We start from the raw sequence: 26380 nt of genomic DNA on the forward strand, positions 1-26380 counted from the left end.
GAACGGCCCGGCGGTCAGCGGCGCTTGCGTCCCCGCCCCCTACTTCCCGGGCCTTCCTTCCGCTCGACCGTCTCGCGCTCCGCCCACCGCTGCGACTTTCCGGCGGCCACCACCTTCTGGTGCCACTCCCGCTGGTAGGCGCGCTGGGCCGCGGCGTCGCTCCGCCGGGCGAGCGCCGCCAGTTCGCGCTGCAGCTTCTGGTAGTTGTGCCAGCGGCGCTCCTCAAGTACGCCGTCCGCAATCGCTTCCTGCACGGCGCAGCCGGGCTCGCCCTGGTGGGCGCAGTCGGAAAACCTGCACTGACCCGCCAGCACCTCCACATCGCCGAACATCTCACCGATGCCGTCCTCGGCGTCGAACAGTCCGAAGCCGCGCACGCCGGGCGTGTCCATCAGCACCGTCCCGTTGGGAAGCGGCACCAGCGCCCGCGACGTGGTGGTGTGCTTGCCCTTGAAGTCCCCGCTGCGCACCTCCCCGGTGTCCTGGACGTCCCGGCCCACCAGGGCATTGATGAGGGTGGACTTTCCCGCCCCGGACGGCCCGAGGAGGACGATGGTGCCGCTGGCCGGAATGTGGGCCAGCAGTTCGTCGATGCCGTCGCCGTTTTCCGCAGAGGTGGTGACCACCGCTACGCCCGCGGCCTGGAGAATGACTTTGCCGACGACGTCGTCCGCCACTGCGGCGAGGTCCGCCTTGGTGATGATCACCAGGGGAGTGGCGCCGGAGTCCCACGCCGCCACGAGCGTGCGCTCCAGGCGGTTGTGCGTGAGGGGCCGGTCCACCGGCACCACCACGCCCACCATGTCCATGTTCGCGGCCAGGACCTGCGCGGCGGAGGAGTCCTCGAAGGCCCGCTTGCGGCTCAGCTCCGAGCGTCGGGGGAGCACACCAAGGATCTGGCGGCCGCCGGCACGGTTTGGTCCGATCCACACCCAGTCGCCGGTCATTGCCGTTTCGCCGCTCAGCGGGTAAGGCAGGTGCAGCAGGTCGGGTCCGACGGCCACGAGCAGCAGGTTGCGGTCCACGCGGACCACCCGGCCGCGCTCGCGGGCGTCCGGAAGGGGATGGTCCTCGAAGTGTTGGGCTACGGCGGGGGTGTAGCCGTACAGGAGGGGGTAAATGTTCACGGTGATACCTCGGGAATGTCCCCTGTGCACCGGCGACTGCCTGAGTGTCTCGGCGCTCCGCTGGTCAGGCGCGGCCGGTGAGGTACAGGGGAAGGGTCTGGATGAGTGCGGAGCGCTCAGGGCGCACGGCTGTGACAGTCATCAAAACCACCTCCCTCTCCCTCGCTTGGAACCGGTCCTACTGTAGCGCGGGGCACCCGCCTCCGCCAGACCTTTGAGGGCAAAGGGGGAGCCTGAGCCCGGTCCCTTGCCGCGCTCAGGCCTCTTCTTAGTCCGCGGGCTGGATGAGCGCCGCAACTTCGGCGTTGTAGGCCTGCGAGGAGACCATGGTGCCGCGGAACCAGCACACAACGTGCAGCCCGGCGTCCCCGGGGACCACGAGCGGGCGGAGGTTGTCCACGTCCGATGCCGTGGTGACGGCCTCCCACTGCCACGTGGCGCCGCCATCGGTGGTCCGCCGGAGTAGATCTCGTGGTGCGCGGTGGGCTGGCCGTTGCGGGGATCGATAGGTGCCGAGATGTTTCGCGGAAAACCCGGTCAAGAACCTGTCAGCCTACGAGCGGCAAACAGACAAAGGCGGAGGCAGCACCTTTCGGTACGGCCTCCGCCTTGTGGCTCGCCGGCCGCTTTAGCCGGACGAAGCTTTAGCGCTTGACGGCGTCCAGCTTCAGCATCTTGGCGATGACGTTGTCCAGTTCGGAGTCGTCGAAGATCTTCTTCCAGTCGTCCTTGATGATGGTGTCCTTGCCGTACTGGATGGCGATTTCGCAGGCCTCGGAGAACGGGTTGGAACCGCGCAGGGCGTTGGTCAGCGCGATCTGGACGTGGCCGAAGAGCATGGCCTTGGCGGCTTCCTCGGGAACGCCGATGGTGTGGACGGTCTCGTGCAGTGCCTCGTTCAGGAGGGTGCCGATCATGCAGGCCACGGTCTCCACGAGCGTGGGCTCGAGGACGGCGAGCTGGTACACGGTGACCCAGTGGACGTCGATGACGGGGGCGTAGATGGTGCGGATGACGGCCTCGGCGGCTGCCTTGGTGGCTTCGGTGGCGTCGTCGTCGATCGCGGCCACCACGTTCTGCGGGGCGCCTTCGCCGCCGAAGGTGTCGGCCCATTCTTCCTTGGTGGTGCGCTCGAGGAAGACCGACGGGTGGCAGGGGTGGGCAACTGCCTGGACAACGTCGTCGCGCTTTGCCAGCAGGCCGGCGTAGGCGGCGGCGGGGTCCAAGGTGAGCAGGATGGCGCCGGCCTTCATCCGGGGGACGACGCCTTCGGACACAACGCCCAAGACGGTGTCCGGCACGGCGAGGATGACCACGTCGGCGCCCTTGACGGCCTCGTCCGTGGCGGTGATTTCGCGGCCCTCGGCCAGGATGCGCTCCTGGCCGGCGGGGGAGTTTTCGCTGTAGAAGACGGTGTGGGCGCTCTTCTGGAGGTTCCGGGAAACGCGCATTCCCATCTTGCCTCCGGCTCCGATCACGGCGACGGTCAATTTTTCTGCTGACATTTCACTTGCTCCTTAGGAATTCGATGCTGTGCCGGGTCCACTGGTTTTCGAGGCGGATGGTGTCCGCTTCGGTGTCCTGCCATGGCAGCCAGTGTTCGACGATCTGGTTGATGTCTTGGTGATGGGGCTGGATCTTTTCGACCATGTAGCCGTAGTCGAGCAGGCCTTCGCCGAGCGGGGCGCCGGCGTAGGTGAACCCGACCCATCCGTCCTTGCGGCTGAACGCGAAGTCCTTGATGTGCATGTTCAGGACGAAAGGCGCGACGGCGTCAATCACCTCGCGCGGCATCTCCAGGGCAGCGACGGTGTTGGCCGGGTCGCTGCAGATGCCCAGGTACGGGCTGTCCACGCCCCGGATCACGTCCAGGATCCGTGAGGTGGGCACCTGCTCGTAGGTTTCTACCGCGATCTTCACGCCCGCGGCCTCGAACTCGGGCAGGACTTCCTTGAAGATCCCCACCGCTTCCTCGTTCGTGGGGGTGTGGCCGGGGGTGTTGAACATGGTCCGCAGCAGGGGCGAGCCCAGGATTTCGGCGATGTGCAGGAACTTGCGCAGGTGCTCCGGGCGGATGCCCTTGGTGCCGAGTTCCAGCGAGATGCCCAGCCGGTCCGCGGTGGCCCGGACGGCTTCCAGTTCGGAGTCCGTCATGGCCTCCAGCGGGGCGTAGTCGCAGACCTGGAAGAGGTCCACGCCGAGTTCCGCCGTCCGCTCCAGAGCCTGGTGGATGCTCAGCGGCTCCGAGACCTTGTCCGAAAGCTGCCAGAAGAACGCGTAGCTGCTCAAGCCGATGCGGGAGGTCATACGGGCACCTCCGTCGCGGCAAGGCGTGCGGCGGTCTCGTCCAGGATCTTCTTCAGCGCCTGCGGGTCGTGTGCGAAGCGGCCCAGGAACAGGCCGGCGACGGCGGTGTCCAGCTGGGTGATCAGGCCGGGACCGGCGCTGCCGCCGTAGATCACCCGGCTGTTCTCCTGTCCGGGCAGGGTGCGCAGGTGCGCGTCCAGGCCGGTGATGACGGCGCTGATGTATTCCGGCGTGGCGGGTGCCGGGGCGCCGATGGCCCACTGCGGCTCGTAGGCCACGATGGTCCGACCGGCAGGACCAAGCGACTGCGCCCGGTTGAGGGCGGCGTTGATCTCCGCCGTGCATCGGGCGATGGCTTCCTCGGGTGAGCCTGAAGCCAGCTCCCCGACGCACAGCACCGGGGTGAGGCCGTTGCGGTAGGCCGCGGCTGTCTTCAGCCCGATGATCCTGTCGTCCTCGCCGAAGATGCGGCGGCGTTCGGCGTGGCCCACTTCGGCGTAGCGGCCGCCAAGCTCTGCCACGGTTTTGCCGCCCACTTCACCGGTGTAGGCGCCTTCGTCTTCCCAGAAGATGTCCTGGGCACCCGTTGCGGCCCGGGCCGGGCCCAGGATCCGGGCGGCCTCGGGAAGGACCGGGAGGGTAGGCAGGACGAAGAGCTCGATCTCACCGCTTTGGACGGCGGGATGGGCCAGGGCGATGGCTGCCACGTCGCGGCAGTAGTCCACCGAGCGCTGGTAGCCGAAGTACATCTTCAGGCTGACGCCGATGATGGCCTTCGGGTTCTTAGCAGGAAGTGACACCTTCGTAGTCCTTAATCAGGGTGACTTTCTCGGCGGAAGCGGAGGATTCGTCGAAGGTGTAGGTGAGCCATTCCTTGGCCAGCCGGCGGGCGAGTTCCAAGCCCACGACGCGCTGGCCGAAGGTGAGGACCTGGGCGTTGTTGGACAAGACCGAGCGTTCCACCGAGAAGCTGTCGTGGGCGGTGACGGCGCGGATGCCGGGGACTTTGTTCGCTGCGATTGCCACGCCGAGGCCTGTGCCGCAGACCAGGAGTGCGCGGTCGGCTTTGCCGGCGGCGATGAGCTCGGCGGCAGCGATGGCCACGGACGGGTACGGGGTGTGGCTGGTGGCGTCCACCCCCACATCCTGCACGGACTCGACCAGCTCGGAGGCTTCCAGGTCAGCCTTCAGGGCTTCCTTGTACTCGAAACCGGCGTCGTCGGCTCCAATGACCAGGCGCAGTTTGGCGCTCATGCTTTCTCCTTCATAACGGTGTTCTGGACGAGGGTGGCGTGGATTGCTGAGATGATCAGGGCCAGGGACACGGCTCCGGCGTCCGGGGTGCCGAGGCTCTTTTCGGCGTGCGGGCGGGCCCGGCCCATCAGGGGAAGCAGGCCGGCGGTGGCGTCGGCTGCTTCCTGGGCGGTCACGGCCCCGGCTCCCCAGGCGTCGCTGAGGGCCTTCCCGGCCGCAACTTCGGAGGTGAGGGCGTCGCGGAACGGGACCAGCACATCCACCAGGGTTTTGTCCCCTGGCTTGGCCTTGCCGAACTCCATGATGGCCGCGGCCGCCTGCGCCACACCGGTGGCGACGGCGTTGGCGTCTGGCTTGTCGGTGTTGCCCAGGGCGTCACCGATCGCCCGCAGAGCCATGCCCCACAGCGCACCGGAGGTGCCGCCGGCTTTATCGGCCCAGGCATCGCCGGCGATGTAGAGGGTGGTGGCCGCTCCAGCACCGCGTCCGACGGCCTCCGTTGCGGCTTCGACGGCAGCGCGGACTCCGCGCTCCATGCCGATGCCGTGGTCGCCGTCGCCGGCGATCGCATCGATCCTGCCCAGTTCGTCGGCATTGGCGTCCACCACTGCCTTCGCAGCGTCCAGTGCGGCCAGGACCCGTGCCGCGGCGGCGCGGGAGTCCGCGGACGAATCCGGGATGGACAGCTCGGCCCCGGCATCATCAGTAGCGTCGCCCGCCTCCAGGGCGGCGGCGGTCACGGCGCCGCGGCGGAAGGCGGGTGCGTCGGCCGGAGCGTTCCAGAGGGTCTCAAGTTCGTCGTCAAGCCAGAACAGGGTCAGGGAGGTGCCGGCCATGTCGAAGCTGGTGACGAGTTCGCCCACCTGCGGATCCACCGCTTCCAGGCCGGCTTCGGCGAGGAGCTGGGCCACCCGGCGGTAGACAACGAAAAGCTCTTCGTACTTCACGCTGCCCAACCCGTTGAGGATGGGGACCACACGGGCGCCGGTGTTGTCACCTCCGGCGGCGAGGCCGTCCGGGACCTCGGCGAGGAGCGTGGACACGAGCAGTTCGGCGAGCTCATCCGCCGTCGGAATGTCCGTCTCGTCGATGCCCGGCTCGCCGTGGATGCCCATGCCCACGGCCATCCGGCCCTCGGGGACGGAGAACAGCGGGTTGTCCGCGCCCGGGAGGGTGCAGCCGGTGAACGCGACGCCGAACGAGCGGGTGCGGTCGTTCGCACGCTCGGCGACAGCGACGACGTCGTCCAGGGAGTAGCCAGCTTCAGCGGCGGCCGCTGCCACCTTGAAAACGGTCAAGTCCCCGGCGATGCCGCGGCGCTTCGTGCGCTCAGCCAGCGGAGCCGAGGAGACGTCGTCGGTCACGGCGATGCTGCGGCAGTCGATGCCTTCCCGGCGGAGGCGTTCCTGGGCCTGGGTGAAGTGCAGGACGTCGCCGGCGTAGTTGCCGTAGCCCAGCAGTACGCCGCCACCGTTCTCCGCAGCCTTGGCCACGTTGTAGACCTGCTGTGCGGACGGCGAAGCGAACAGGTTGCCCATCGCCGCGCCGTGGGCCAGGCCCTGGCCCACGAGCCCGGCGAAGGCGGGGTAGTGGCCGGAGCCGCCGCCGATTACCAGTGCCACGGTGTCCGGCGTGCTTTTGGTGTTGCGGACCACGCCGCCGGAGACGCGCTTGACCCAGCGGCCGTGGGAGGCGGCAAAGCCCTCGATCATTTCGTCAGCGAAGGCTGCGGGTTCGTTGAACAGGCGGGTCATGGGAAAGCTCCTGGGCCTAACTGAAGGGGACGGCGTGGTCGGTGGGGGTTGGGGCGGTGGCGTCCCCGGGTGAGGGGGACGCCACCGGGTCTGTAGTGCTTACGGCTCGGCGTGTTGGCCGGCACCGCTCGGGTCCAGGGCCTCAGCCCGGACGCCTTCGCTGACCTTGCCGGAGCGGCTGAGGGTGACCATGAGGATGCAGGACAGGAGCATGAACCCGCCCACAACGAACATGGGAACGGTGTAGCTGCCGGTCCAGTCCTTGAGCCAGCCGGTGACGTAGCCTGCGCTGAAGCCGGCCAGGTTGCCCACGGTGTTGATCAGGGCGATGCCTGCGGCGGCTGCGGCGCCGGTGAGGAACTGGGTGGGCACGGTCCAGAAGTTGGGCAGGGCCGCGAAGATGGACATTGCCGTGATGGTGATGACGGCAATGGTGGCCGCCGGGGAGCCGGCGAACAGGGCCAGCGGGATGCTGAGGCCGCCGATGAGGGCGGGGAGTGCGATGTGCCAGGTCTTGACGCCGCGCTTGGTGGCGTCCTTGGACCAGAAGTAGAGGGCGACGGCGGCCGGCAGGTACGGGATTGCCGTGATCAGGCCCTTCTGGAAGACGTCGAACTTGGTGCCATAGATGCCTTCGAAGCCGGCGATGATGGTGGGCAGGAAGAAGCCGAGGGCGTACAGGCCGTAGATGAACCCGAAGTAGATCAGGGAGAGCATCCAGACCCGGCCGTTGCCGAAGACGGTGCGGACGCTGACGTGCTTGTTGCTGGCCGCAGTTTCGTTCTTTTCCTTCTCCAGGGCGCCGGTGAGCCAGATCTTCTCTTCCTGTGTCAGCCACTTGGCCTTGGCGGGGGAGTCTGCGAGGTAGAACCAGGCGATAATGCCGATGATGATGGCGGGGACTGCCACGCCGAAGAACATCACGCGCCAGCCGGCGAGCCCGAAGAGGCCGTGCTGCTGGATGAGGAGGCCTGCCAGCGGCGCACCGATCACGGTGGTCAGCGGCTGGGCCAGGTAGAACAGGGCCAGGATCTTGCTGCGGTGGCGGGACGGGACCCACAGGCTGAGGAAGAGGATGGCGCCGGGGAAGAAGCCGGCCTCGGCAACACCGAGGATGAAGCGCAGGATGTAGAGCTGCTCCACATTGCCCACCCACGTGAACAGCAGGGACACGATGCCCCAGCTGACCATGATGCGGGCGAGCCAGCGGCGGGCGCCAAACTTGTGCAGGGCCAGGTTGCTGGGGACCTCAAGCAGGATGTAGCCGATAAAGAACACGCCGGACGCGAAGCCGAACTGCGCCGCACTCAATGCGAGGTCGGTGTTCATGCCGTTGGGTCCGGCAAACGAGATGGCCGTGCGGTCGAGGTAGTTGATGAAGAACATCAGGGCGACGAACGGGACAAGCCGGACCGCCACTTTCCTGATTGCTGATTTTTCGACCACCGATTGTGTGGTGTCCACGTTGACTCCTAGATATTGATGTCCCGGCCGCGTCCGTCAGTGGATGCATGGGATCTGCTTCAGGCCGGGAAGGGTCTGCGGACCAACCGGCGGCTAAATCATGTGAGTTCCACCATAGGGCTTCCACCGGAATTGGTCAACCGGTTGATAGGTTCTGTTGGGCGGTCCGCACGAAAGCTCCGGTGGCGTTGCTACGCTTGGAGGGTGTCCCTTAACTCCTCCGACCTGTCAGCGGCCAAGATCAGCGAAGCGCTTGGCACGGTAGGCCAGGGCTCCGTGGTGACGGAAGTGGCTGAACGCCTGCTTGCGTACTTCACCAGCGGGGACATCGCTCCCGGAACCAGGCTCCCGGCCGAGCGCCAGCTGTCCGCGTCGCTGGGAGTGGGCCGATCGGCAGTGCGGGAAGCTCTGGCCGCACTGGAGATCCTGGGCATCGTGGTGGTGCGTCCGGGCTCCGGAACATACCTGCGCGACGGGATATCCGAACTGCTGCCACGGACCCTGAGCTGGGGCATGATGCTTGGTGCTCCGCGCACCCGCGAACTCGTTGAACTGCGCAGCGGCATGGAAGTGCAGGCCGCGCAGCTCGCTGCTGAGCGCATCACCGACGAAGCCCTGGAAAGAATGCAGGGCAACCTGGACGCCATGGCGGCCAATCTTAATAACCTCGCCGCCTTCGTGGAGGCTGACGCGGCCTTCCACCGTGAAATCGCCGGAGGCTCGGGGAACCAGGTGCTGCAGGAGCTGCTGCAGAGCATCCGTTCCTTGCTCCGGATCTGGGTGGACCGGGCACTCACGGACGAGGGCCACGCGGCCGCCGCCCTCAAGGAACACACCAAGATTCACGCCGCCCTGGTGGCCCGGGACCCCGCGGCCGTCGCAGCGACCATGCGCTCGCACATGGAGACCGCCTCCCGGCGCCTGCTGATCGGCTTCGACGCCTCGCAGTAGCCGTTGCGACCTCGCACCCTAGGGCAACAGGAACAGTCCGACGGCCACGAGCCACAGCGACCACACAATGTACGTCACCGGCGTCAGGGCGGCCGCCAGCTTCCAGCCACCCGGCTCGAACGGCCCCACGAATTCCAGCGAGCACAGGGCGAGCACCGCGCCCACGACGATCCCCACGATCCCCAGCAAGGCCGGAACGGCGGGGCTTTGGATCATGGCCACCCCGGCCAGCGCGCTCCACGCGCCGGTCAGCAGGTAGCCCAGGTGCTCACCGACCGCAACGCCCAGGAAGCGGTTGAACGACTGGAACACCACGTCCACCGCTTCTTTGCGGGCCGCCGTGGCGCCGGGGTCGGTGGCTTCGCGGGCCAGGAACGGCACCAGGAACGGCCAGCGGACCAGTCCGAGGAACTGCACGACGGCGGCCAGCACCCCTGTTGCGGATCCCAGGGACAGCAGGGTTGGGTCGGCCCCTGCCAGCGCGCCGGACAACAGGACCGCCGCCGGGGCCAGCAGCACGGCCGTCATGGCGAACGACCACCACAGCAGCACGAGGCCTGACCCGCCGTCGCGGAAACGTTGCAGAATCTCCTGCGTGGGCTTTCGGAGGATGTCCGGATAGTCGAATTTCGCGGCCAGCGCGGCGAACGCGCCGTTGAACGCCAGCGGCAGCACCATCAGGAGTACGCCGGCCGCGACGGGGGGACTCATCGCTGCGCTCCGGCGGCGGCGGCATCCGCCGCCGGGGAAACGGCCACGGTGCCCCGGCAGCCAAGGAGGCGGTGCAGGACGAGCCCGGTGATGGCCGTGACCACCAGTGCGCCGCTGGAGCCGAAGCAGACATAGCCGCTGTCGGCGTCGACAATCACATTGGCCGTAACCACCCAGCCAAGCGCCCACGCTCCGCTGACGGTCACGGCCCACAGCGCGGCGACCCGCCAGCCGCGGCGGAACACCATCCCCTGCCCCAGGCCCACGGCCGCGCCCGCGATGGCTCCGGTCAATGCCAAGCCAGGAACCGTCGTCGTGGATCCTGTAGTCAGGGCCGCTGCGGCACTGCCCAGCCCCATTCCCCCGGTACCTGCCGCGATCCAGGCCGGGCTGACGGCCGGCCGCAGGGCGAGCCACTGGGCGGCCCCGATGGCCGTACCGGCAATCGCCCCGGCTGCAGCGGCTGCCAGCGGACTGTTGGCTGAACCCACAAGGAGAAACGCCACCCAGCCGCCCAGGGGGAAGCCGACGAATGAAAAGATCCAGCGAAGGTATTGCATCGAATGCTCCTGCGCGAAGGCCTAGTGTACGTTGTACGTTACGCCTAACGTACACTGTACACAAGAGGTCCCGACAGAAGGTTTGACATGCCCGCAACAGTTTCCGAGCCCCGCACCCGGCGCCCCCGCAACTCGCTCACCCTGGACGAAATCCTCGATGTGGCCGAGCGGGTGGCGGCCGGCGGGATCGAGTCGCTGACCATCCGGGCGGTGGCCGCCGAACTCAAGTCCTCACCCATGGCGCTGTACCGCTACTTCGGCACGAAGGACGAATTGGTGGACGCACTCCTGGACCGGGTCCTGGGGCGGATGGAGCCGCCGTCGGACAGCGCCAGCTGGATCGAGGACCTGGGTGACTTCGCCCGCAACCACCGGGAGCTGCTCAGCCGGCACCAGTGGGCCGTTTCCGGACTCTTCGCCCACCCCGCCCCGGGGCCGAATGCCCTGCCCATCGGCGAGTGGGCCCTGCGGATCCTGGAGCGCGGCGGGATCACCGGTGACGCGGCGGTGGCGGCGTTCAGCGGGATCATCGCCCTGAACTACGGCTGGTCATCCTTTGTGGTGGCGCGGGCGGCCGGTGCGGGAGGGCCGCTGGCCGAAGACCTCGCGGACCCGGGCGTGGCAGAGGCCTTTCCGCTGACCGCCTCGGCGGCCGGACCCATGGGCCGCTACGGCAGCGTGGACCACTACGAACTGGTGCTCGACGGGATGCTTAAAGGGATTTCCGGCAGCGCTTAGCGCTGCAACTCCAACGCCCGCCGCTGCCGGGCGGAGATGCTTGAAACGAAGCCGCAGTTGGTGCAGCTGATGCGGTAGGACCGCGACGTGGTGAACACGGGGATGAAGAACAGCGTGAACCTGGTGGCCCGCTCCTCAAGGTGGTGGTGCGCGAAAGACCCGCAGTTCCGGCAGGTGGCGGGCTTGCCGGGCAGGGCCTTGAGCACAGTCTTGAAACCGAAGAGAAGCAGCACAGTTTTACCTTTCGGGAGGGTCCTGCGGGCTGTCACACAACCTTAGGCCCCCGTGCCGCCCCCGCGCTTGTCCTGACAGGCTCCCGGACCGGTGTAATACTGGGGTCGGCACGCTTTTCCGCATCGAGGGGACTTCGGTTAAATGCTTCTGGATACGGCCACCCTCAGAATCGCGTTTGGCCTCATGGCCCTGGTTCTGGTGTTCCTTTTCTACTTCTCCGCCTACCGTCTCACGCGCTCGCCGTACAGCGGCTGGTGGTGCCTGGCACTGCTCTTCTTCCTCACCGGCTCCGCATGTTTCCTGCTGGACGGTACCCCGCACCAGGTGTGGGCCAACCCGCTGGGCAACGTCCTGCTGGTCCACGGCGGCGTGGCTGTCTGGACGGGCGCCCGGTCGCTGCGCACTGTTCCACCCGTCAAATGGGCTTTCACCGGGATCCCGCTGGTCACCCTGGTGGCTTCCGTCCTGGACAGCCCCGCCACCAACACCTGGTCCGGCGGCCCCGTCTTCCTGGCGGCCATGAGCCTTACCATCGGGCTCGCGTCACGCGAGCTCTGGCGCCTGGAACCGGGGTATTCGCGCGTCCGGATCCCCATGGCCGCGGCGGCCGGCGGCCTCGCGGTCTTCTATTTCTTCCGGTGGCTGGCCTTCCTGGTAGAAGGCCAGAACGGACCCACCTTCGTCACGGTCTTCGGTTCCGCCGTGACCACCCTGGTGACCATGGTGCTGCTGGTGGTGGTCTCGTTCAGCATGGCGGCCCTCAGCAGCGAACAGCAGACCCGAGCCCTGCGCGTGGTGGCCTCCCGCGACGACCTCACCGGGCTGCTCAACCGCAAGGCCTTCCTGGACCTGGCGGCAGAACAACTGGCGGACCGCGCCATAACCCGCGGCGCCGGCACCCTCATCCTGGCCGACCTGGACCATTTCAAGTCCGTCAACGACACCTACGGCCACGCCGCCGGGGACGCCGCTCTGCAGTCCTTCGCCGATGCCTGCACCGCCACGGTCCGATCCACGGACCTGGTGGGACGGTACGGCGGCGAAGAGTTCGTCCTCCTGCTGCCCGGGACCAATGCCGAACGGGCAGAATCCATCGCCGAAGACATCAGCCGCCGCCTGGCCGCTGCCCCTACCATGGACGGCATGGAGATGCCAACCGTCAGTTACGGCATTTCAACCTACGACGCCGGCACTCCAGGCTTGGATGATCTCATCGCCGCCGCTGATGGGGCCTTATATGTGGCCAAGTCGCAGGGCAGGAACCGTGCTGCCCGCAGCGACGGCATCCTGTAGCGCCGTCAGGCCCCTAAATGTCCCGTGAGGCGGCGGTGGAAGCCGGTGCTGCGCTCGTCCAGCCCCTGGATGCTCACGGTGGCACCGTAGGCGGCATATTTCGTTTCGATGGAATCCAGGGCGGCCACAGTTGAGGCGTCCCAGATCTGGGCCCGGCTCAGGTCGATGACCACCGTGGCGGGATCGTCGGCGTAGGCGAAGTGCTCCACCAGGTCATTGCTGCTCCCGAAGAACAGCGGCCCCACCACTGCGTAGCGGACGCTTCCGCCGTCGCCGGCCACGGTCCGGTCCACGCTGATCACATGGGCCACCCGGCGTGCGAACAGCACCATGGCCAGGACGACGCCCACGAGGACGCCGTAAGCGAGGTTGCCGGTGAGGACCACAACGGCGACGGTGACAACCATCACGATGGTCTCCGGCAGGGGCATCCTTTTCAGGGTGGACGGCCTAACGCTGTGCCAATCGACCGTAGTTACAGCGACCACCATCATGACGGCGGCAAGGGCCACCATGGGGATCTGGCCCATGACCGAACTGAGCCCGGTCACCAGCGCCAGCAGGAACAGCCCCGCCACGAACGTCGAAATCCGGGTGCGCGCCTGTCCGGTCTTTACATTGAGGACGGTCTGGCCGATCATCGCGCAGCCGGCAATGCCGCCATAGAAGCCGGCGAGGATGTTCGAGACACCCAAGGCCCAGGATTCCCGGCCCTTGTGCGAAGGGGTATCGGTGATGTCATCAACGAGTTTCGCCGTCAGGAGGGTCTCCATCAGGCCCACGAACGCCACACTCAACGCCGTGGGCAGAACGAGCTGGAAGGTCTCGAGGGTGGGCGGAAACAGGAATGGGGTGACCCCGGGCATCTTGCCGGTGAGCGGGCCCTCGTCCGAGACGTTGGGAACGGCGAGGCCCGCGATGATCACGATGGCGGTGACGAGGACGATGGCAACCAGCGGAGACGGGACCACCCTGGTGAACCGCGGAAGGATAAAAATAACCGCCAGTGTGAGGGCGAACAGGAGGTAGGCAAGCCAGGGGACGTTGAGTACGTGGGGCACCTGCGCCATAAAGATCAGCACGCCCAGGGCGTTGACGAACCCGAGCATCACCGACCGCGGGATGAACCGCATCAGGCGCGCCAGGCCAGCCAGGCCAAAGACCACCTGGATCACGCCGGCCAGGAGCACTGCCGGTAAAACATACTGGACACCGTGATCGTGGACGAGCGGGGCGATCACGAGTGCGACGGACCCCGCTGCAGCGGTGACCATCCCGGGTCGGCCGCCAAGGACCGACATGGCCAGGGCAAGCACGATAGAGGACACCAGGCTCACCATGGGATCAACCCCGGCGACGATCGAGAACGAAATCACTTCCGGGACCAACGCCAGGGTGGTGACCATGCCTGCGAGGACTTCGCGGGACAGCTGCCGTGGCGAGCGAAGGGCGGTACGGACGGTGATCGGTTGTCGAAGGGGGCGGGGACGGTCGGCGACAGCCAAAGAGCGGCTCCAGGGACTTGGCTCTTGTGTGTGAATGCGCCGATGACGTCCGGCTGCGGATTCAACACTACCCTGACTCGATTCAGGGGGCCGTCATCCGGGAACAGCGCCCAGGACGGCTGGTAAAATAGCTGGGTTGCAGGGCGGCCTTTTTCGCTGGTGCAGCCAGCGCCGTAACGAAGCAGGGGACCAATACACATGACGGCAGGCGGTGCACACCTCGGGACGTCGGAAAGCCAGGCGGGCCCGACCGCTGCCGCCGCGCCGCCAAAACGCCGGGCCTTTGTGGCAACCATCGAAGGATTCCTCGGCGCCCTCATGATGTTCGTCGGCTCGATCGGCACCGGCTGGATCGCCAACGGTTCCCCCATGATCCGCCAGCCCGTGGTCATCGCGCTGCGCACCGAGGGCTGGGGAGTCACCGTTTCCACCGTGCTGCTCACGGTGGGTGCAATGGTGCTGATGCGTTCTTGGCTGCGGCTGGGACAGCGCCTGGCCGACTGGGGTGCATCGTCGCTGCGGTCGGTGGTGATTGCGATCTCCGCCTGGTCCGTCCCGCTCCTGTTCTGCGTGCCGGTCTTCTCCCGCGACGTCTACGCCTATACCGGCCAGGGCCGGCTGGTGATGGAAGGCCAAAACCCGTACCAGGCAGGCATCTCCACGCTCAACAACTGGTTCGCGCTCGGCGCGGACCCGGCCTGGGCGGAAAACAGGACGCCCTACGGCCCGTACTTCCTCTGGCTGGCGCGTGCCGTCGTCGGACTCACCGGCGCCCAGCCAGACGCCTCCGTGCTGCTCTTCCGCCTCCTGGCCGGCGTGGGCGTGCTGCTCTGCGTGATCTACGTTCCCAAGCTCGCCGAACTGCACGGCATCAACGGGGCCCGCGCGCTGTGGATCGCCGTGGCCAACCCGCTGTTCCTGATCAGCTTTATCGCCAGCGCCCACAACGACGCCCTGATGGTGGGCCTCGCCGTGGCGGGCGTCTATTTTGCGGCCACCCGCCGGTACTTGCTGGGCATCCTGCTGGTCACCCTTTCTATCGGCATCAAGCCGATCACCGTGCTGCTGCTGCCGTTTATTGGCGTGATGTGGGCGGGGCCGGCAGCCTCGTGGCCGCGCAGGTTCCTGATCTGGGGCGCGACGGCTGGCATCAGCTTTGCCGTCCTGGCCGTCAGCGGCATCCCGTATAGCCTGGGGCTTGGCTGGACTTGGGCCATCATGGACCCCACGCCCGGCTACACGGGCTACTCACCCTCCGGCTTCCTGGGCCAGCAGGTGGAGTTCCTGGCCAACGTGCTGGGGCTGCCCGGCGGCACGTTCGCCACCGTGCTGCGGACCGGCATGAAATATGCCGCCATCGGCCTGGTGCTTCTGCTGATGTTCCGCGGCGACTACTCCCGGGCGGTGCGGCGGATGGCCCTGGCGTTCACTGCCGTGGTGATGCTCTCGCCGATCATCCAGCCCTGGTACATCCTCTGGTTCATTCCGTTCCTGGCTGTCACCGGCATCCGGGACGACTGGCAGATCCGGTCCTTCTACGTGGCCGTGACGTTCTTTGTGGTGTTCGGCGCCCAGGACCAGCTCTCGGTATGGTCCTTCGTGGAACTGCCCATCGACGCGTCGTCGCTGGCGTTCATCACGGCCCTGGCATTTACGTTTTATCTTTTATTCCTCGACGTGCATACACGGAAACTACTCATCGAGGCCAAGCCGTGGGACCTCGCCAAGCGGGGCTGGCACTGGGTCCTGGACCGGCGGGACAAGTACCAGGCGTCCCGGAGCGGCCAAGCGTGAGCTAGGCGCCGACCGGCACCTCGGCCGGGGACTTCCGGCCGAGCTCCGCCGTCCGCTTCACCGACCACCACAGCAGCACCACCAGGAGCACGTTGCGGGTGGTCAGGATGGCGGCCATCACCGGGTGGGCGTGGATCAGCGGGGTGTAGAACAGCGGGTAGATCACGAAGGTGGTCAAGGCGATCCCCATCAGCAGGGCTGCCGGGACCTTCCACCGCTCCCAGTCGTGGGTAAGGCCGGCTATGATCACCGGCGCCAGCCAGATGATGAACTGCGGCGAGCCCACTTTGTTGAACACAATGAACGCGGTGACCATCATCAGCGCGCCCTCAAGGAACAGTTCCTCGCGTTCGGCTCCGCGCTTCAGGGCCCGGACCAGTAGGATGGCGGCCACGACGGCGGCCAGGATCAGCAGCGGCTGCATCAGGAACGCAGCCATGGAGGCGCCCGGGCCGTAGACCTCGGTGGAGTTGATGGCGGTGTTGTCCGCCATCTTCGAACCGGCGATGTTGAAGACGCTCAGCCACACCCACGGCGTGGAGAAGGTGGCTTCCAGCTGCATGCCGCGCTCGCCCTGGTTCAGGAGGAAGTCCATGATGTGCCGGAGCCCGCCGGAGAGCCAGGTGCCCAGTCCCACTACTGCCGTCACCGCGACGCCGGCGAGGACCACCTGGATCCGCTTCCGGCTCGCGATCACAATCGGCACCAGCACGGCCGCCGGCCACACCTTGATCCAGGTGGCGACGCTGAGCAGGACACCGGCCACAACCGGCCGCTGCGCCGCGTACAGCAGCGCAATCAGCACGATCGGCGCGGTGATGCCTTCCACCCGCGCAAAGCTGAGATAGCCCATAAAAACAGTGAAGAACAGCCACCACCAGGCCGGGGCGATGCCGCTGACCTTCCGTGGTCCGCGCGTGAGGAAGGCCAGCCCCACGGCGTTGAGGGCCGTGATGATCAGGAACCACACCAGGAGGTACAGGTTGGGACCGGCGATGTTGGCGAGGAAGATGGGCAGCTGGGCCAGCACGGGGTATACCCAGGGGCTGATCTTCCCGCTGAGGTCCCGGGGGTTGTAGCCGTCCTGCGCCCACTGGCGGTACTGCTCGGTGTCGCTGAAGGTATCGCCGTTCAGGAAGAAGGACGCCATCCAGCCCAGGAAGTAGAGATGGACGACGGCGAAGCCCCACCACACGCTGGAAGGGCGGGCGAACCAATCCACCACCGAGGCGGGGAGGACCTTGCTGCGGACAGTTACCAGCCGGTCAAAGAACTTCGTGGAAATCTTAGGACTCCTTGAGCGCGGGGGCGGCTGCGGGTGTCTTTTTGCCCAGCAGGTAGAGGCGCCGGACGCTCCAGATGAAAAGCACGACCAGCAGGATGTTGCGGATGGTCAGCACCAGGGCCATCCACGGGTTGTTGTGGCTGAGGGCGTCGTAAAACAGCGGGTAGATGAAGTAGGTGGCCACGGCGATGAAGATCAGCATGGCGGCCGGGACGCGCCATTCGCGCCAGCTGTGGGCCAGGCCCACGGCAACCGCGGGGGCCAGCCACACCATGAACTGCGGGGAGCCCACCTTGTTGAAGACCACAAACGCGGTGGCCAGGGTGAGGGCGCCGGCCAGGAGCAGTTCGGTGCGGTCCACGCCCCCGCTGACCTTTCCGTTGTGCAGGGCCCAAAACGTCAGTCCGGCCACTACCAGCGCGGCCAGGATGAGGAGCGGCTGCATCAGCACGGACATCAGCGCCGTGCCCGGTCCGTCCACCTGCATGGAGTTGATGTCCGTGTTCATGTACATCCGGGACCCGTCCACGTTCAGGACGGACAGCCAGAGCCACGGAGTGGTGAAGGTGGCCTCGAGCTGCATACCTCGGTCGCCCTGCTGGGTGAGGAAGTTCAAAAGCTTGGGGACGCTGCCTACCGCAGCGGCCAGCGCAACCACCACCGCCGTCGTCGCAACTCCAGCAAGGACCACCAGGATCCGGTTCCGGACCACGGCGAACAGGGCCAGCATGATGGCCGCAGGCCACACCTTCACCCAGGTGCCGATGGCCAGCAGGATGGAGGCGACGAACGGCCGGCCCACGCCATACGCGAGGGCCACCAGCACGAGCGGGGCGGTGAGGCCGTCCACGCGGGCGAAGCCAAGCCATCCCATGAGGAAGGTGAACGCCAGCCACCACCAGCCGGCGGGAATGGCGTTCCGGTCGCGGCCGCGGTTGGTCAGTTTGAGCAGCGCCCAACCGTTGAGGAGGGTGGTCATCAGGACCCAGAGGAAGAAGAACGGTCCGGGCCCGGCGACGCCGGCGATGGCCATGGGGATCAGCGCGAGGATGGGGTAGACCCAGGGGCTGGGGCCGCCGGTAAGGTTGGCGTCGTTGAACCCTGCCGTGGCCCAGTCGCGGTAAATGAACGTATCGCTGAAGGCTTCGCCGCGGAGTGATAGTGAGGCCGCGAAGATGAGGAAGACCAGGTGCACCACGATGAAGCCGCCCAAGAGCCCCCGCCCGCTGTTCAGACGGGTTCGGACCGGGGCAGGGAGGATGGCATTGCGGATCCGGGTGAGATTGCCGAAGAAAGCGTCGGTGGAAATGGCGGGATCCTTGTCAGGTCGTGGCACACGCATGGTGCTGCGCCGGCGGCGGGGGTTCGGCCGCGTGGCGCGTGTTCAGGGGCATCGGAGCCGTCCTGGAACAGCTTCCACTCTGTTCCAACTCTAATTCACGGCCCTTCCGCCCAGTAATTGGTGAAGCATCTGCAGCGCGGACGCTCCTGACCTGCGGTTTCTTTTTACTTGATTTTTCAAGTTGCTGGGCCGTGGGCCCCTGGGGCATCATGGACGTCTTAGGTACTCAGACCCCTAACTTCATCTGCCGCCATGGGGAGCGCAGGTGTATGACCCCAATTCCCCGATCCAAAGGTTTGTCCCATGAACTTCCCCCTGACCCTCACTGTTGCCGACCGCCAGAGCATGGACAGCGAGCTTGAGGCCGCTGTCGCTGCCGCCAAGGCCCGTGCGCTCGCGGAGAAGCGGCACGGCATTTTGGTCACTCGCCACGGAGCGGACAAGTTCACCGTGGACCTGAGCGAGACCGTTCCCTTCGGCCTGACCCGCGAACACCAGGCCTGGTAACCGCACCTTAAACAACGATTGCCCCGTAACTGTCCGTTTCCACCCCGGAAACGGACAGTTACGGGGCAATCGTTGGTGTTGGGCCCCTATAGCAGGCTGGTGCCGATATCCCGCCCGATCCGGTGCAGCAGCGCCGCTGACAGTTCCGGATCCCTGGAGGAGTCCTGGTCCGTTTACTCGGCCAGCGTTGGTTCATCGATGCTGCCTTCGCCGGTGATCACTATGCTGCAGTTGTCCTTGCAGGTGTTGAAGTCGAGCAGGTCCAGGAAGCAGTCCGCGCCGGACACCTGTCGTGCCCCGAGCAGGAGGCACGCGTAGCCAATTCCGCCTGCGCTGCCCGCGCCCCCGTGCCGCGGTTAAAGCCTTCGTGGGCCACCACTGCGGGGAAGTACTTGAGTTGGCGGGTGTCCACGCCTGCTCCTTGCCGCTTGGCCCTGACCGGGTACCTCGGCAGACGGACGCGGAGGCTGGTGCACTCCTTCCATTTCCAATGTATCGCCTCGGGTGGGGCTTGCGGCAAGGCCCCGGCGGGGCCGGATAATCGCACAGGCCTCAACCGGAAGAACGGGAGAAAGTGTGATGACTGAGCACGCGGTAGTGATTGTGGGCGGCGGCCCAACCGGGTTGATGCTGGCCGGGGAGTTGGCATTGGCAGGCGTCGACGTGGCGGTTGTAGAGCGGCGCCCGAGCCAGGAGCTCGCCGGTGCGCGGGCAGGCGGACTGCACGCGCGGACCATTGAAGTCCTGGACCAGCGCGGCATCGCCGGGAGGTTCATCGCGGAGGGGCAGGTGGCCCAGGTGGCGGGATTCGCGCAGACCCGCCTGGATCTCAGCGACTTTCCCACCCGCCATCCCTACGGGCTGGGGTTGTGGCAGAACCACATTGAACGCATCCTGGCGGGCTGGGTGGCGGAGTTGGCCGTGACGTTCTACCGCGGGGCTGAGGTGGCAGGCCTCGCTCAGGACGGTGTCGGCGTCGACCTCCAGCTCAAGGACGGCAGGACGCTGCGTGGCAGCTATGTTGTGGGGTGCGACGGCGGCAGGAGCCTCGTGCGCAAGGCGTCGGGGATCGATTTTCCCGGCTGGGATCCCACTACCAGCGCCCTGATTGCCGAGGTGGAGATGACCGGCCAGCCGGAATTCGGGGTGCACCGGAACGCTTTCGGGATCCATTCCTTCGGCCGGCGGGAGTACGAAATTGTGGACGGCGCGGTGGTGTATGCGGACAGCGGTCCGGTGGGGGTGATGGTGACCGAGGAGCACGTGGGCCCGGCCACGGAACCCACGCTGGCCGATCTCAGCGCGGCCCTGATTGCCGTCTGTGGAACCGATTACGGGGCGCACAGCCCCACCTGGATTTCCCGGTTCACCGACATGACCCGGCAGGCGGCGTCCTACCGTGACCGGCGGGTCCTGCTGGCCGGGGACGCGGCGCACGTCCATGCCCCGGACGGTGGGCAGGGCCTGAACATCGGGGTACAGGATGCCGTGAACCTGGGCTGGAAACTGGGACAGGTGGTCAACGGGACGGCCCCGGAAAGCCTGCTGGATACTTACCACGCTGAACGGCATCCGGTGGCGGCCCGCGTGCTGCGCAACACTATGGCCCAGACTGCGCTGCGCCGCCCGGACCCCCGGACCAAGGCGGCAGGGGAGGTGGTCTCCGAGCTCCTGGGCATGGAAGAGCCACGGAAACGGTTCGCCGGGATGCAGTCCGGCCTGGACGTCCACTACGACCTCGGCGAGGGCCACCCGCTTCTGGGACGGCGGATGCCCGACGTCGACCTTGGCACCTCCGACGGTCCCGTGACGGCCTATGCACTGCTGCACGGGGCGAGGCCGCTGCTGCTGAATTTCGGGCCGCCCGGGGCGCTCGATGGCGTTGTCCTCCCGGCCGGGGTGAAGCTGTTGGACGCGCGATATGACGGGCCTTGGGAGTTGCCAGTGCTTGGGGAAGTCCCTGCTCCCGCCGCTGTCCTGGTCCGGCCGGACGGATATGTGGCCTGGGTGGGGGAGGGATCTTCATCCGGACTGAAGGAGGCGCTGGCCGGGTGGTTCGGGTCTGTCCTAGGTTAGGAGCATGACCCCCAAAACGGCACTTGTCACCGGCGCATCCTCAGGCATCGGGGAGGCCACCGCGCTCAAGCTGCAGGGCCTCGGCCTCACCGTCTACGGCGCGGCCCGGCGCACGGACCGGCTGCAGGAACTGGCGGCGGAGGGCATCCGTCCCCTCGCCATGGATGTCACTGACGAAGCATCGATGAGCGCCGGCATCGGGCAGATCATCGCCGATACCGGCCGCATCGATGTCCTTGTCAACAACGCCGGCTACGGGTCCTACGGCGCGCTGGAGGACGTCCCCATCGACGAGGGCCGCCGGCAGTTCGAGGTGAACGTCTTTGGTGCGATCCGCCTGGCACAGCTGGTGCTGCCGCACATGCGCTCGCACCGTTCGGGCACCATCGTGAACATCACCTCCATGGGCGGGAAGATTTATACCCCGTTGGGCGGCTGGTACCACGGGACGAAGTTCGCCCTCGAAGCGCTTAGCGACTGCCTGCGCCTGGAGGTCAAACCCTTCGGCATCGATGTTGTGGTGATCGAACCCGGCGGTATCGCCACCGAGTGGGGCGCCATCGCGGCTGACAACCTGGAAGCGACCTCCGGGCACGGACCTTATGCAGCACAGGCGGCGGCCGTGGCCAGGACCCTCCGCGCGGAGTCGGCCGGAAACCGGAACTCCCCGCCATCGGTAGTGGCCGACGCGGTGGGAAAGGCCGTGGCCGCCAAGGCCCCCAGGACCCGCTACGCCATGGGCTTCGGCGCCAAGCCGCTGATCACCGCCCGTGCACTGCTCGGTGACCGCCAGTTCGACGCCCTGATCAGCCGGGCCATCGGTCTGCCGCGCAGCTGAACCGCATCGGAAAAAGCAGGGTCAGGCACCGTTCAGGTGCGCATCCCTGACGGCGGGCGGCGTGGCGCCCTGGAGAACCCAGCGGTTCCCGTCCGGGTCGGCGAAGTGGGCAAAAAGCACGCCACCCATGTCCTGGACCTCGCTGATGTCCGCGCCGCGGCGCACCAGGTCATCGCGCACGGCAGGAAGGTCCGGCACCACCAGCTGCAGCCCCTCCAGGCTGCCCGGCACCATGGCGGTCATGCCCGTTCCAATAACGATCGAAGCGGCAGAACCGGGCGGCGTCAACTGGACAACCCTCATCCCGGGAACATGCTCCACGTCGTGGTCAAGCACAAAGCCCAGCTTTTCCGAATAAAAGGACTTTGCCCTGTCCACGTCGGCCACGGGTACCTGCACAACCTCAAGTCGCATCTCCATCCGCCCACACTATCCTTCGAGGATTCTGCAAAGCGTCAGACGACGGCGGTGTCCCGGCTTTCTTCGCTTGCCCGCCCGGCGGCGGTGGGGGCTTGGCACGCGATACGGTCCCAATTCCGGCAGCCGAAAAGCCGTTGAGCGGTGTTTCCCGCCGTTGCGCTATGTGTTCCCGCACGTCGAATTCTTACGCGCCACCCCGTGCGGGGGCTGGACGTCCTGGCGGGATTCGAACCCGCATCAGCCGTTTTGCAGACCGCGGATTAAATTCGCCTGGTCTCGTACCTGGTCATGTTTACACCGTCGGGAAACCTTCGGGTCTCCACCAGGCTCAGGTTCACCCAGTTGTCCAGGGCTGTGAAGAACGGTGTGCCGCCGCCCACCAGGACCGGATGGGTCACGAGCACATACTCATCGATGAGGCCGGCCCGCATGGCCGACGCGGCGAGTGTGGCTCCGGCGATGTCCATGGAGCCGCCGTCGCCGGCCTTGAGCCGGGTGATCCCGGTGACCGCGTCACCGGTGACCAGACGGGTGTTCCAGTCCACCGAGCGGGTCGTTGAGGAGTACACCACTTTCGGCATGTCCCGCCAGCGGCGGGCGAACTCGACCTGCGCCGGGGTGGCCCCAGGCTGCTGGTCGGCGGTAGGCCAGTGGGAGCTCATCGTCTCCCACAGTTTGCGCCCGTACAGCGCCAGGCCCGTCATCCCTACCCGGTCGGACCACCACTGGAACAGCTCGTCGCTTGGTACGCTCCACCCGAGGTCGCCGCCGGGCGCGGCAATGTAGCCGTCAACGCTCAGGTTCATGGCGAAGGTCAGCTTGCGCATGGCGCCAGTCTCTCTCAAGCCGGTATCCGCTGTACAGACCAGCGGCCCGGAAAATCCCACCTGCATGGCGGCGGGTAACCGCTGGTCAACGAGCCGTTTCGTTACTTCATGCGGCGGGCTGTGACCCCGGATTGCCTACGGCGTCAGTGCGTTTCACCATCGATTGAACAGCACGCTGACGGGTGGTTGGTTTGAATCACCGGTCTCGAAAGGAAACAACATGACGGAACATTTTGACCTCACCCCGCGGCGCCTGCGCCACGTCCTGGGCCACTTCGCGTCCGGACTGACCGTCATCACCGCGGCCACGGACAGCGGTACCGCCGGCTTTACCTGCCAGTCGTTCTCGTCGCTGTCGCTGGACCCGGCCCTGGTCACCTTCAGCCCTGCCCGGAGCTCCAGCACCTGGCCGCAGCTCCGCAGCGCGGGCCGGTTCACCGTCAACATCCTGCCCGCGGAGCACCGGCACCTGAGCAGCAGTCCGCACAACACCCGTCCCCACGATCCGGCCGTCCATGAGGACCGCCGTCGAGCCCCTACCGGGAGAGCGCGTTCAACGACCACGGCATGATGCACCAGCAGCTCCTCGCCAAGCTGAGGATGCCGCTGGGGGAGCTGTGGCGGCTCGGGCCCCTCGCAGGCCACATGCGGAGTTCCGGCCGGTGGGATGCCTTCATCACCATCAAGCCGCTGAACATCACCGGCAGGACCGGGTCACCAGCGAATGCCACCGCACTGGTGTAGTACCCGTCAGGCCAGGCGCTCCCCGGTGGCCTCGGCCAGGTAGTCCAGGAGTCCGTCCTGGAACCGCTCATCCCGGGCGGCCGGATGCGGCTTTTCCCGGTGCTGGTGGAACCAGTAGCCGCCGCTGGTGAGGGCCGCCGGGTCGTCGCTGGTGGCCAGCCATTCCTGCGTAAGGTGGCCGAGCCTGAGGTCGTCAGGGGCGCCGGCGCCGCCCATGCGGGTGGGCACCCAACCGGGATCCACGGCGTTGCTGAGGACGTCGGGCAATAAACGCGCGACGCCGGCGGCGAGGGCCGTGAGGTAGAGCTTGCTGTCCGAGTAGGTGACGTTGTCCGTGCCCTGGTAAAGGCGCGTGAGGTCCGCGTGGCCGCCCCGGTGCATGCCGCTGCTGAGATAGACCAGCCGCTGCGGGCGGTCAATGAGTGCGGTCAGGAGGTACGGGGCCACAACTTTCACCTGGAAGATGTCCGGGCTGTGCAGCACGCCCGCGTTGTGGATGACGGCGTCTACCCGGCCAGTCTTGTTGACCTGTTCGGCGACGTCGCGTGTTTGCTCCGGGTCAGCGAGGTCGCCCGTCACCACAGAGGCGCCCTGGTCCAGAAGGTCCCGGACGGCGTCCAGGCGTGCAGGATTCCGTACGTGCACGACGACGTCGTGGCCGTTCTCCAAAAAAGTCCCGGCCGTGTGGCGTCCCAGCCCGTCAGCGGAACCGGTGATGAATATGCGTGCCACTTCCCCTCAGAATTTTCCCGTGCGTGAAGTGTACTTGTATACAAGTACAATAGCCGTGGAGGTTTCCCCATGCCAGATTCACCCGCCCGGAACACGGGCGCCCATTTTGTCTACGCCGAGCTGAAGCGGAAGATCCTCGCCCTTGAACTGAAGCCGGGGGAGCGCCTTTACGAGCCTGCGATGGCCTCCGCGCTGCAGGTGAGCCGCACGCCGCTGCGCGAAGCCATCCGGCGGTTGATTTCGGAGAACCTCCTGGAACAGCAACCCACGGGTGGCGTGCTGGTGCCGGTGCTCGACGCCGCAACGATTTCGGAACTGTACGAAGTCCGGGCGGCGATCGAATCCCTGATGGCCCGGAACGCCTGCATCAACGCGACCGCGGCCGATATCGAAGCGCTCCGCACCATCCTCGCCCGCAACGCCGCGCTCGTGGAGTTTGCCGACGACGCCATGCAGCAGGGCATGGCGCTGCACGCGAAGATTGCCGCGGTGGCCGGCAACTCGTGGGCCCGGCGGTTCCACGGACAGGTCTCCAGCCAGATGGAGCGGTACAGGCATTTCACCAACAGCACCCTGGGACGGCGGGAGCAGGCCCTCGCCCAGCATCGGACCCTGGTGGACGCCGTTGCTGCCGGTAACCCGGACCAAGCCGCAAAAATTGCGTTCGAGCACGTCATGGGCGCCCGGGATGCGGCCCTGAAGGCCATCTCGGGCAGCGGCGTGGGCATCTCATGATCGGGGAACTCGGACGCCGCTCGGCCGCTGCCTTACTCCTTCATTCCGCGCTGATCCAGGCGGTGACCTTCCTGGTCCGGCCGGCTGCCACGTACCGCGCCCTGGAGCTGGACGTTCCCTCGTTTGCCCTGGGCCTGCTGGCGGCCAGCTACGCCGTGTTCCCCCTGTTGCTTGCCGTTCCTACGGGCAGCCTGGTGGACAAATTAGGTGAGCGCCGGCTCATGGCCATGGGGTCCGCCGTCGTTCTGGCCTCGTCTGCCTTCCTGTTGCTGTGGGGCTCGTCGATCACCACGCTGGTCATCGGAACGGCGCTGCTCGGTGCAGGCCAGCTGGCATGCGTGGTGGGCCAACAGGCTGTGGTGGCCAACAACGCTGCTGCGGCCCGGATGGATTCCGCCTTCGGGTACCTGACCTTCGCGGCATCCCTGGGCCAGGCCCTGGGACCACTGGCGATTTCCCTCGTGGGAGGCGCGTCCATCCAGCCGGACACACAGGCGATCTTCCTCCTCTCCGCCGGCATGAGCCTGGTGCTTTTCGTGACCACGTTCGCAGTCCGCGCCGAGGTCAGCGGAGGCAGGAGGAAGGCTGTCACGGCTGGTGGCGGCAAAGGCAACGCGGTCTCACTCCTCAGGGCCCCGGGCGTCGCCCGCGCCCTGGCCACCAGTGCCACCGTCCTTGCCGTGGTGGACCTGACCATGGTCTACCTTCCCGCCCTGGGAACCGACCGGGGACTCACGGCGGCAACTGTTGGTGCGATGCTCACGGTCCGTGCCGTCTTCTCGATGGTTTCCCGGCTGCTGCTGGGACGTGTGTCCCGGAAGATCGGCCGCATGCGGCTCCTGGTGCTAAGCCTCGCCTTGTCCACCGTTGCACTGGCGGTGGCTGCGATTCCCATGCCGGCCTGGCTGCTGTTTGTGGTCATGGCAGTCCTCGGACTCGGTCTTGGCATCGGCCAGCCACTCACCATGTCCTGGCTCTCGGCACAGGCCCCTCCCGGGCAGCGCGGCCGGGCGCTCGCCCTCCGGCTCGCCGGAAACCGGGTAGGCCAAGTGATCCTGCCCAGCGCCATCGGCGGTGTGGCAGCCGGACTTGGTGCGGCCGGGGTTTTCCTCGCGTCGGCGGTGGTGGTGGGCGGATCACTCCTGCTGCTCCGGGGTGTTCGGCTGGACTAGTTGTTCCAAC

General features: G+C 66.8%; 27 protein-coding genes and 2 pseudogenes. 11 read left to right on the plus strand and 18 right to left on the minus strand.

The window, feature by feature from the left end:
- Nucleotides 1–14 precede the first annotated feature (14 nt).
- From rsgA to BACI348_RS09585, 8 genes are all read right to left on the minus strand, one after another.
- A complete protein-coding gene (gene rsgA, locus BACI348_RS09550) occupies nt 15–1127 on the minus strand; it encodes a ribosome small subunit-dependent GTPase A (RefSeq protein WP_236557508.1) in 1113 nt (370 codons plus the stop codon).
- Between the two features lie 268 nt (nt 1128–1395).
- Nucleotides 1396–1668 carry a hypothetical protein gene (locus BACI348_RS09555; RefSeq protein WP_159825259.1) on the minus strand — a complete coding sequence of 91 codons (273 nt, stop codon included), beginning with the start codon at nt 1666–1668 and terminating at the stop codon, nt 1396–1398.
- Nucleotides 1669–1771: 103 nt separating this feature from the next.
- On the minus strand, nt 1772–2632 hold the full coding sequence (locus BACI348_RS09560; RefSeq protein ID WP_159825261.1) for a phosphogluconate dehydrogenase C-terminal domain-containing protein: 861 nt from the start codon (nt 2630–2632) through the stop codon (nt 1772–1774).
- 1 nt (nt 2633) lies between these two features.
- On the minus strand, nt 2634–3434 hold the full coding sequence (locus BACI348_RS09565) for a sugar phosphate isomerase/epimerase family protein (protein WP_159825263.1): 801 nt from the start codon (nt 3432–3434) through the stop codon (nt 2634–2636).
- On the minus strand, nt 3431–4234 hold the full coding sequence (locus BACI348_RS09570) for a triose-phosphate isomerase family protein (protein WP_159825265.1): 804 nt from the start codon (nt 4232–4234) through the stop codon (nt 3431–3433). Before BACI348_RS09570 ends, BACI348_RS09565 begins: the two co-directional genes overlap by 4 nt.
- Nucleotides 4218–4688: a ribose-5-phosphate isomerase gene (locus BACI348_RS09575; protein ID WP_159825267.1), complete on the minus strand. Its 471-nt coding sequence runs from the start codon at nt 4686–4688 to the stop codon at nt 4218–4220. Before BACI348_RS09575 ends, BACI348_RS09570 begins: the two co-directional genes overlap by 17 nt.
- Nucleotides 4685–6442 carry a dihydroxyacetone kinase family protein gene (locus tag BACI348_RS09580; RefSeq protein ID WP_159825269.1) on the minus strand — a complete coding sequence of 586 codons (1758 nt, stop codon included), beginning with the start codon at nt 6440–6442 and terminating at the stop codon, nt 4685–4687. Before BACI348_RS09580 ends, BACI348_RS09575 begins: the two co-directional genes overlap by 4 nt.
- Before the next feature lie 99 nt (nt 6443–6541).
- On the minus strand, nt 6542–7906 hold the full coding sequence (locus BACI348_RS09585) for an MFS transporter (RefSeq protein ID WP_159825271.1): 1365 nt from the start codon (nt 7904–7906) through the stop codon (nt 6542–6544).
- A 204-nt stretch (nt 7907–8110) separates the two neighbouring features.
- Here BACI348_RS09585 and BACI348_RS09590 point away from each other — a divergent pair, with 204 nt between their 5' ends.
- Complete coding sequence (locus tag BACI348_RS09590) at nt 8111–8857, plus strand: FadR/GntR family transcriptional regulator (RefSeq protein WP_159825273.1); 747 nt, start codon at nt 8111–8113, stop codon at nt 8855–8857.
- An 18-nt stretch (nt 8858–8875) separates the two neighbouring features.
- On the opposite strand, the gene BACI348_RS09595 is transcribed toward BACI348_RS09590, so the two are convergent.
- Both BACI348_RS09595 and BACI348_RS09600 read right to left on the minus strand, forming a co-directional pair.
- Nucleotides 8876–9568 carry a DUF4386 domain-containing protein gene (locus BACI348_RS09595; RefSeq protein ID WP_159825275.1) on the minus strand — a complete coding sequence of 231 codons (693 nt, stop codon included), beginning with the start codon at nt 9566–9568 and terminating at the stop codon, nt 8876–8878.
- Complete coding sequence (locus BACI348_RS09600; protein ID WP_159825277.1) at nt 9565–10128, minus strand: hypothetical protein; 564 nt, start codon at nt 10126–10128, stop codon at nt 9565–9567. The genes BACI348_RS09595 and BACI348_RS09600 overlap by 4 nt, the downstream gene beginning before the upstream one ends.
- Before the next feature lie 87 nt (nt 10129–10215).
- On the opposite strand from BACI348_RS09600, the gene BACI348_RS09605 reads away from it, so the two are divergent.
- Nucleotides 10216–10866: a TetR/AcrR family transcriptional regulator gene (locus BACI348_RS09605; protein ID WP_159825279.1), complete on the plus strand. Its 651-nt coding sequence runs from the start codon at nt 10216–10218 to the stop codon at nt 10864–10866.
- Here the strand turns inward: BACI348_RS09605 and BACI348_RS09610 are convergent.
- Nucleotides 10863–11099, minus strand: coding sequence for a zinc-ribbon domain-containing protein (locus BACI348_RS09610; RefSeq protein ID WP_159825281.1), 237 nt, complete (start codon nt 11097–11099; stop codon nt 10863–10865). The two genes, BACI348_RS09605 and BACI348_RS09610, sit on opposite strands and share 4 nt — an antisense overlap.
- 142 nt (nt 11100–11241) lie before the next feature.
- On the opposite strand from BACI348_RS09610, the gene BACI348_RS09615 reads away from it, so the two are divergent.
- Nucleotides 11242–12393: a GGDEF domain-containing protein gene (locus tag BACI348_RS09615; RefSeq protein WP_159825283.1), complete on the plus strand. Its 1152-nt coding sequence runs from the start codon at nt 11242–11244 to the stop codon at nt 12391–12393.
- Nucleotides 12394–12398: 5 nt separating this feature from the next.
- Here BACI348_RS09615 and BACI348_RS09620 read toward each other — a convergent pair whose 3' ends face one another.
- Complete coding sequence (locus tag BACI348_RS09620) at nt 12399–13898, minus strand: SulP family inorganic anion transporter (RefSeq protein ID WP_159825285.1); 1500 nt, start codon at nt 13896–13898, stop codon at nt 12399–12401.
- A 198-nt stretch (nt 13899–14096) separates the two neighbouring features.
- Between BACI348_RS09620 and mptB the strand changes: the two genes are divergently transcribed.
- Nucleotides 14097–15692, plus strand: coding sequence for a polyprenol phosphomannose-dependent alpha 1,6 mannosyltransferase MptB (gene mptB / locus BACI348_RS09625; protein ID WP_159825287.1), 1596 nt, complete (start codon nt 14097–14099; stop codon nt 15690–15692).
- Between the two features lies 1 nt (nt 15693).
- Here the strand turns inward: mptB and BACI348_RS09630 are convergent, their stop codons facing one another.
- Together BACI348_RS09630 and BACI348_RS09635 are read right to left on the minus strand one after the other, a co-directional pair.
- The gene (locus tag BACI348_RS09630) at nt 15694–16917 is read right to left on the minus strand and encodes a glycosyltransferase 87 family protein (protein ID WP_201298405.1); all 1224 of its coding nucleotides are present in this window, start codon (nt 16915–16917) and stop codon (nt 15694–15696) included.
- Between the two features lie 61 nt (nt 16918–16978).
- On the minus strand, nt 16979–18319 hold the full coding sequence (locus tag BACI348_RS09635) for a glycosyltransferase family 87 protein (RefSeq protein WP_159825289.1): 1341 nt from the start codon (nt 18317–18319) through the stop codon (nt 16979–16981).
- Nucleotides 18320–18622: 303 nt separating this feature from the next.
- Between BACI348_RS09635 and BACI348_RS09640 the strand changes: the two genes are divergently transcribed.
- Nucleotides 18623–18826 (plus strand): hypothetical protein, encoded by a 204-nt coding sequence (locus tag BACI348_RS09640; protein WP_159825291.1) that lies wholly within the window; start codon nt 18623–18625, stop codon nt 18824–18826.
- Between the two features lie 173 nt (nt 18827–18999).
- Here the strand turns inward: BACI348_RS09640 and BACI348_RS20675 are convergent.
- Nucleotides 19000–19158 (minus strand): annotated as a pseudogene (locus BACI348_RS20675) (glycerate kinase); the annotation flags it as partial.
- Nucleotides 19159–19405: 247 nt separating this feature from the next.
- On the opposite strand from BACI348_RS20675, the gene BACI348_RS09650 reads away from it, so the two are divergent.
- Nucleotides 19406–20902: an FAD-dependent monooxygenase gene (locus tag BACI348_RS09650; RefSeq protein ID WP_159825293.1), complete on the plus strand. Its 1497-nt coding sequence runs from the start codon at nt 19406–19408 to the stop codon at nt 20900–20902.
- 4 nt (nt 20903–20906) lie between these two features.
- Complete coding sequence (locus BACI348_RS09655; protein ID WP_159825295.1) at nt 20907–21740, plus strand: oxidoreductase; 834 nt, start codon at nt 20907–20909, stop codon at nt 21738–21740.
- 21 nt (nt 21741–21761) lie between these two features.
- Here the strand turns inward: BACI348_RS09655 and BACI348_RS09660 are convergent, their stop codons facing one another.
- A complete protein-coding gene (locus BACI348_RS09660; protein ID WP_159825297.1) occupies nt 21762–22160 on the minus strand; it encodes a VOC family protein in 399 nt (132 codons plus the stop codon).
- Nucleotides 22161–22420: 260 nt separating this feature from the next.
- Nucleotides 22421–22987: a dihydrofolate reductase family protein gene (locus tag BACI348_RS09665; protein WP_159825299.1), complete on the minus strand. Its 567-nt coding sequence runs from the start codon at nt 22985–22987 to the stop codon at nt 22421–22423.
- A gap of 220 nt (nt 22988–23207) precedes the next feature.
- Here BACI348_RS09665 and BACI348_RS09670 point away from each other — a divergent pair, with 220 nt between their 5' ends.
- Nucleotides 23208–23558, plus strand: coding sequence for a flavin reductase family protein (locus BACI348_RS09670; protein ID WP_159825301.1), 351 nt, complete (start codon nt 23208–23210; stop codon nt 23556–23558).
- Nucleotides 23513–23731, plus strand: a pseudogene (locus BACI348_RS09675) (cyclase family protein); the annotation flags it as partial. The gene BACI348_RS09670 and the pseudogene BACI348_RS09675, both read left to right, overlap by 46 nt.
- Before the next feature lie 6 nt (nt 23732–23737).
- Here the strand turns inward: BACI348_RS09675 and BACI348_RS09680 are convergent.
- Nucleotides 23738–24463 carry an SDR family NAD(P)-dependent oxidoreductase gene (locus BACI348_RS09680; protein ID WP_159825303.1) on the minus strand — a complete coding sequence of 242 codons (726 nt, stop codon included), beginning with the start codon at nt 24461–24463 and terminating at the stop codon, nt 23738–23740.
- A 69-nt stretch (nt 24464–24532) separates the two neighbouring features.
- Here BACI348_RS09680 and BACI348_RS09685 point away from each other — a divergent pair, with 69 nt between their 5' ends.
- Nucleotides 24533–25198 (plus strand): GntR family transcriptional regulator, encoded by a 666-nt coding sequence (locus BACI348_RS09685; protein ID WP_159825305.1) that lies wholly within the window; start codon nt 24533–24535, stop codon nt 25196–25198.
- The gene (locus BACI348_RS09690) at nt 25195–26370 is read left to right on the plus strand and encodes an MFS transporter (RefSeq protein WP_159825307.1); all 1176 of its coding nucleotides are present in this window, start codon (nt 25195–25197) and stop codon (nt 26368–26370) included. The genes BACI348_RS09685 and BACI348_RS09690 overlap by 4 nt, the downstream gene beginning before the upstream one ends.
- Nucleotides 26371–26380 lie beyond the last annotated feature (10 nt).

The organism is Arthrobacter sp. 9AX (assembly GCF_902506095.1).
GTDB lineage: Bacteria > Actinomycetota > Actinomycetes > Actinomycetales > Micrococcaceae > Arthrobacter.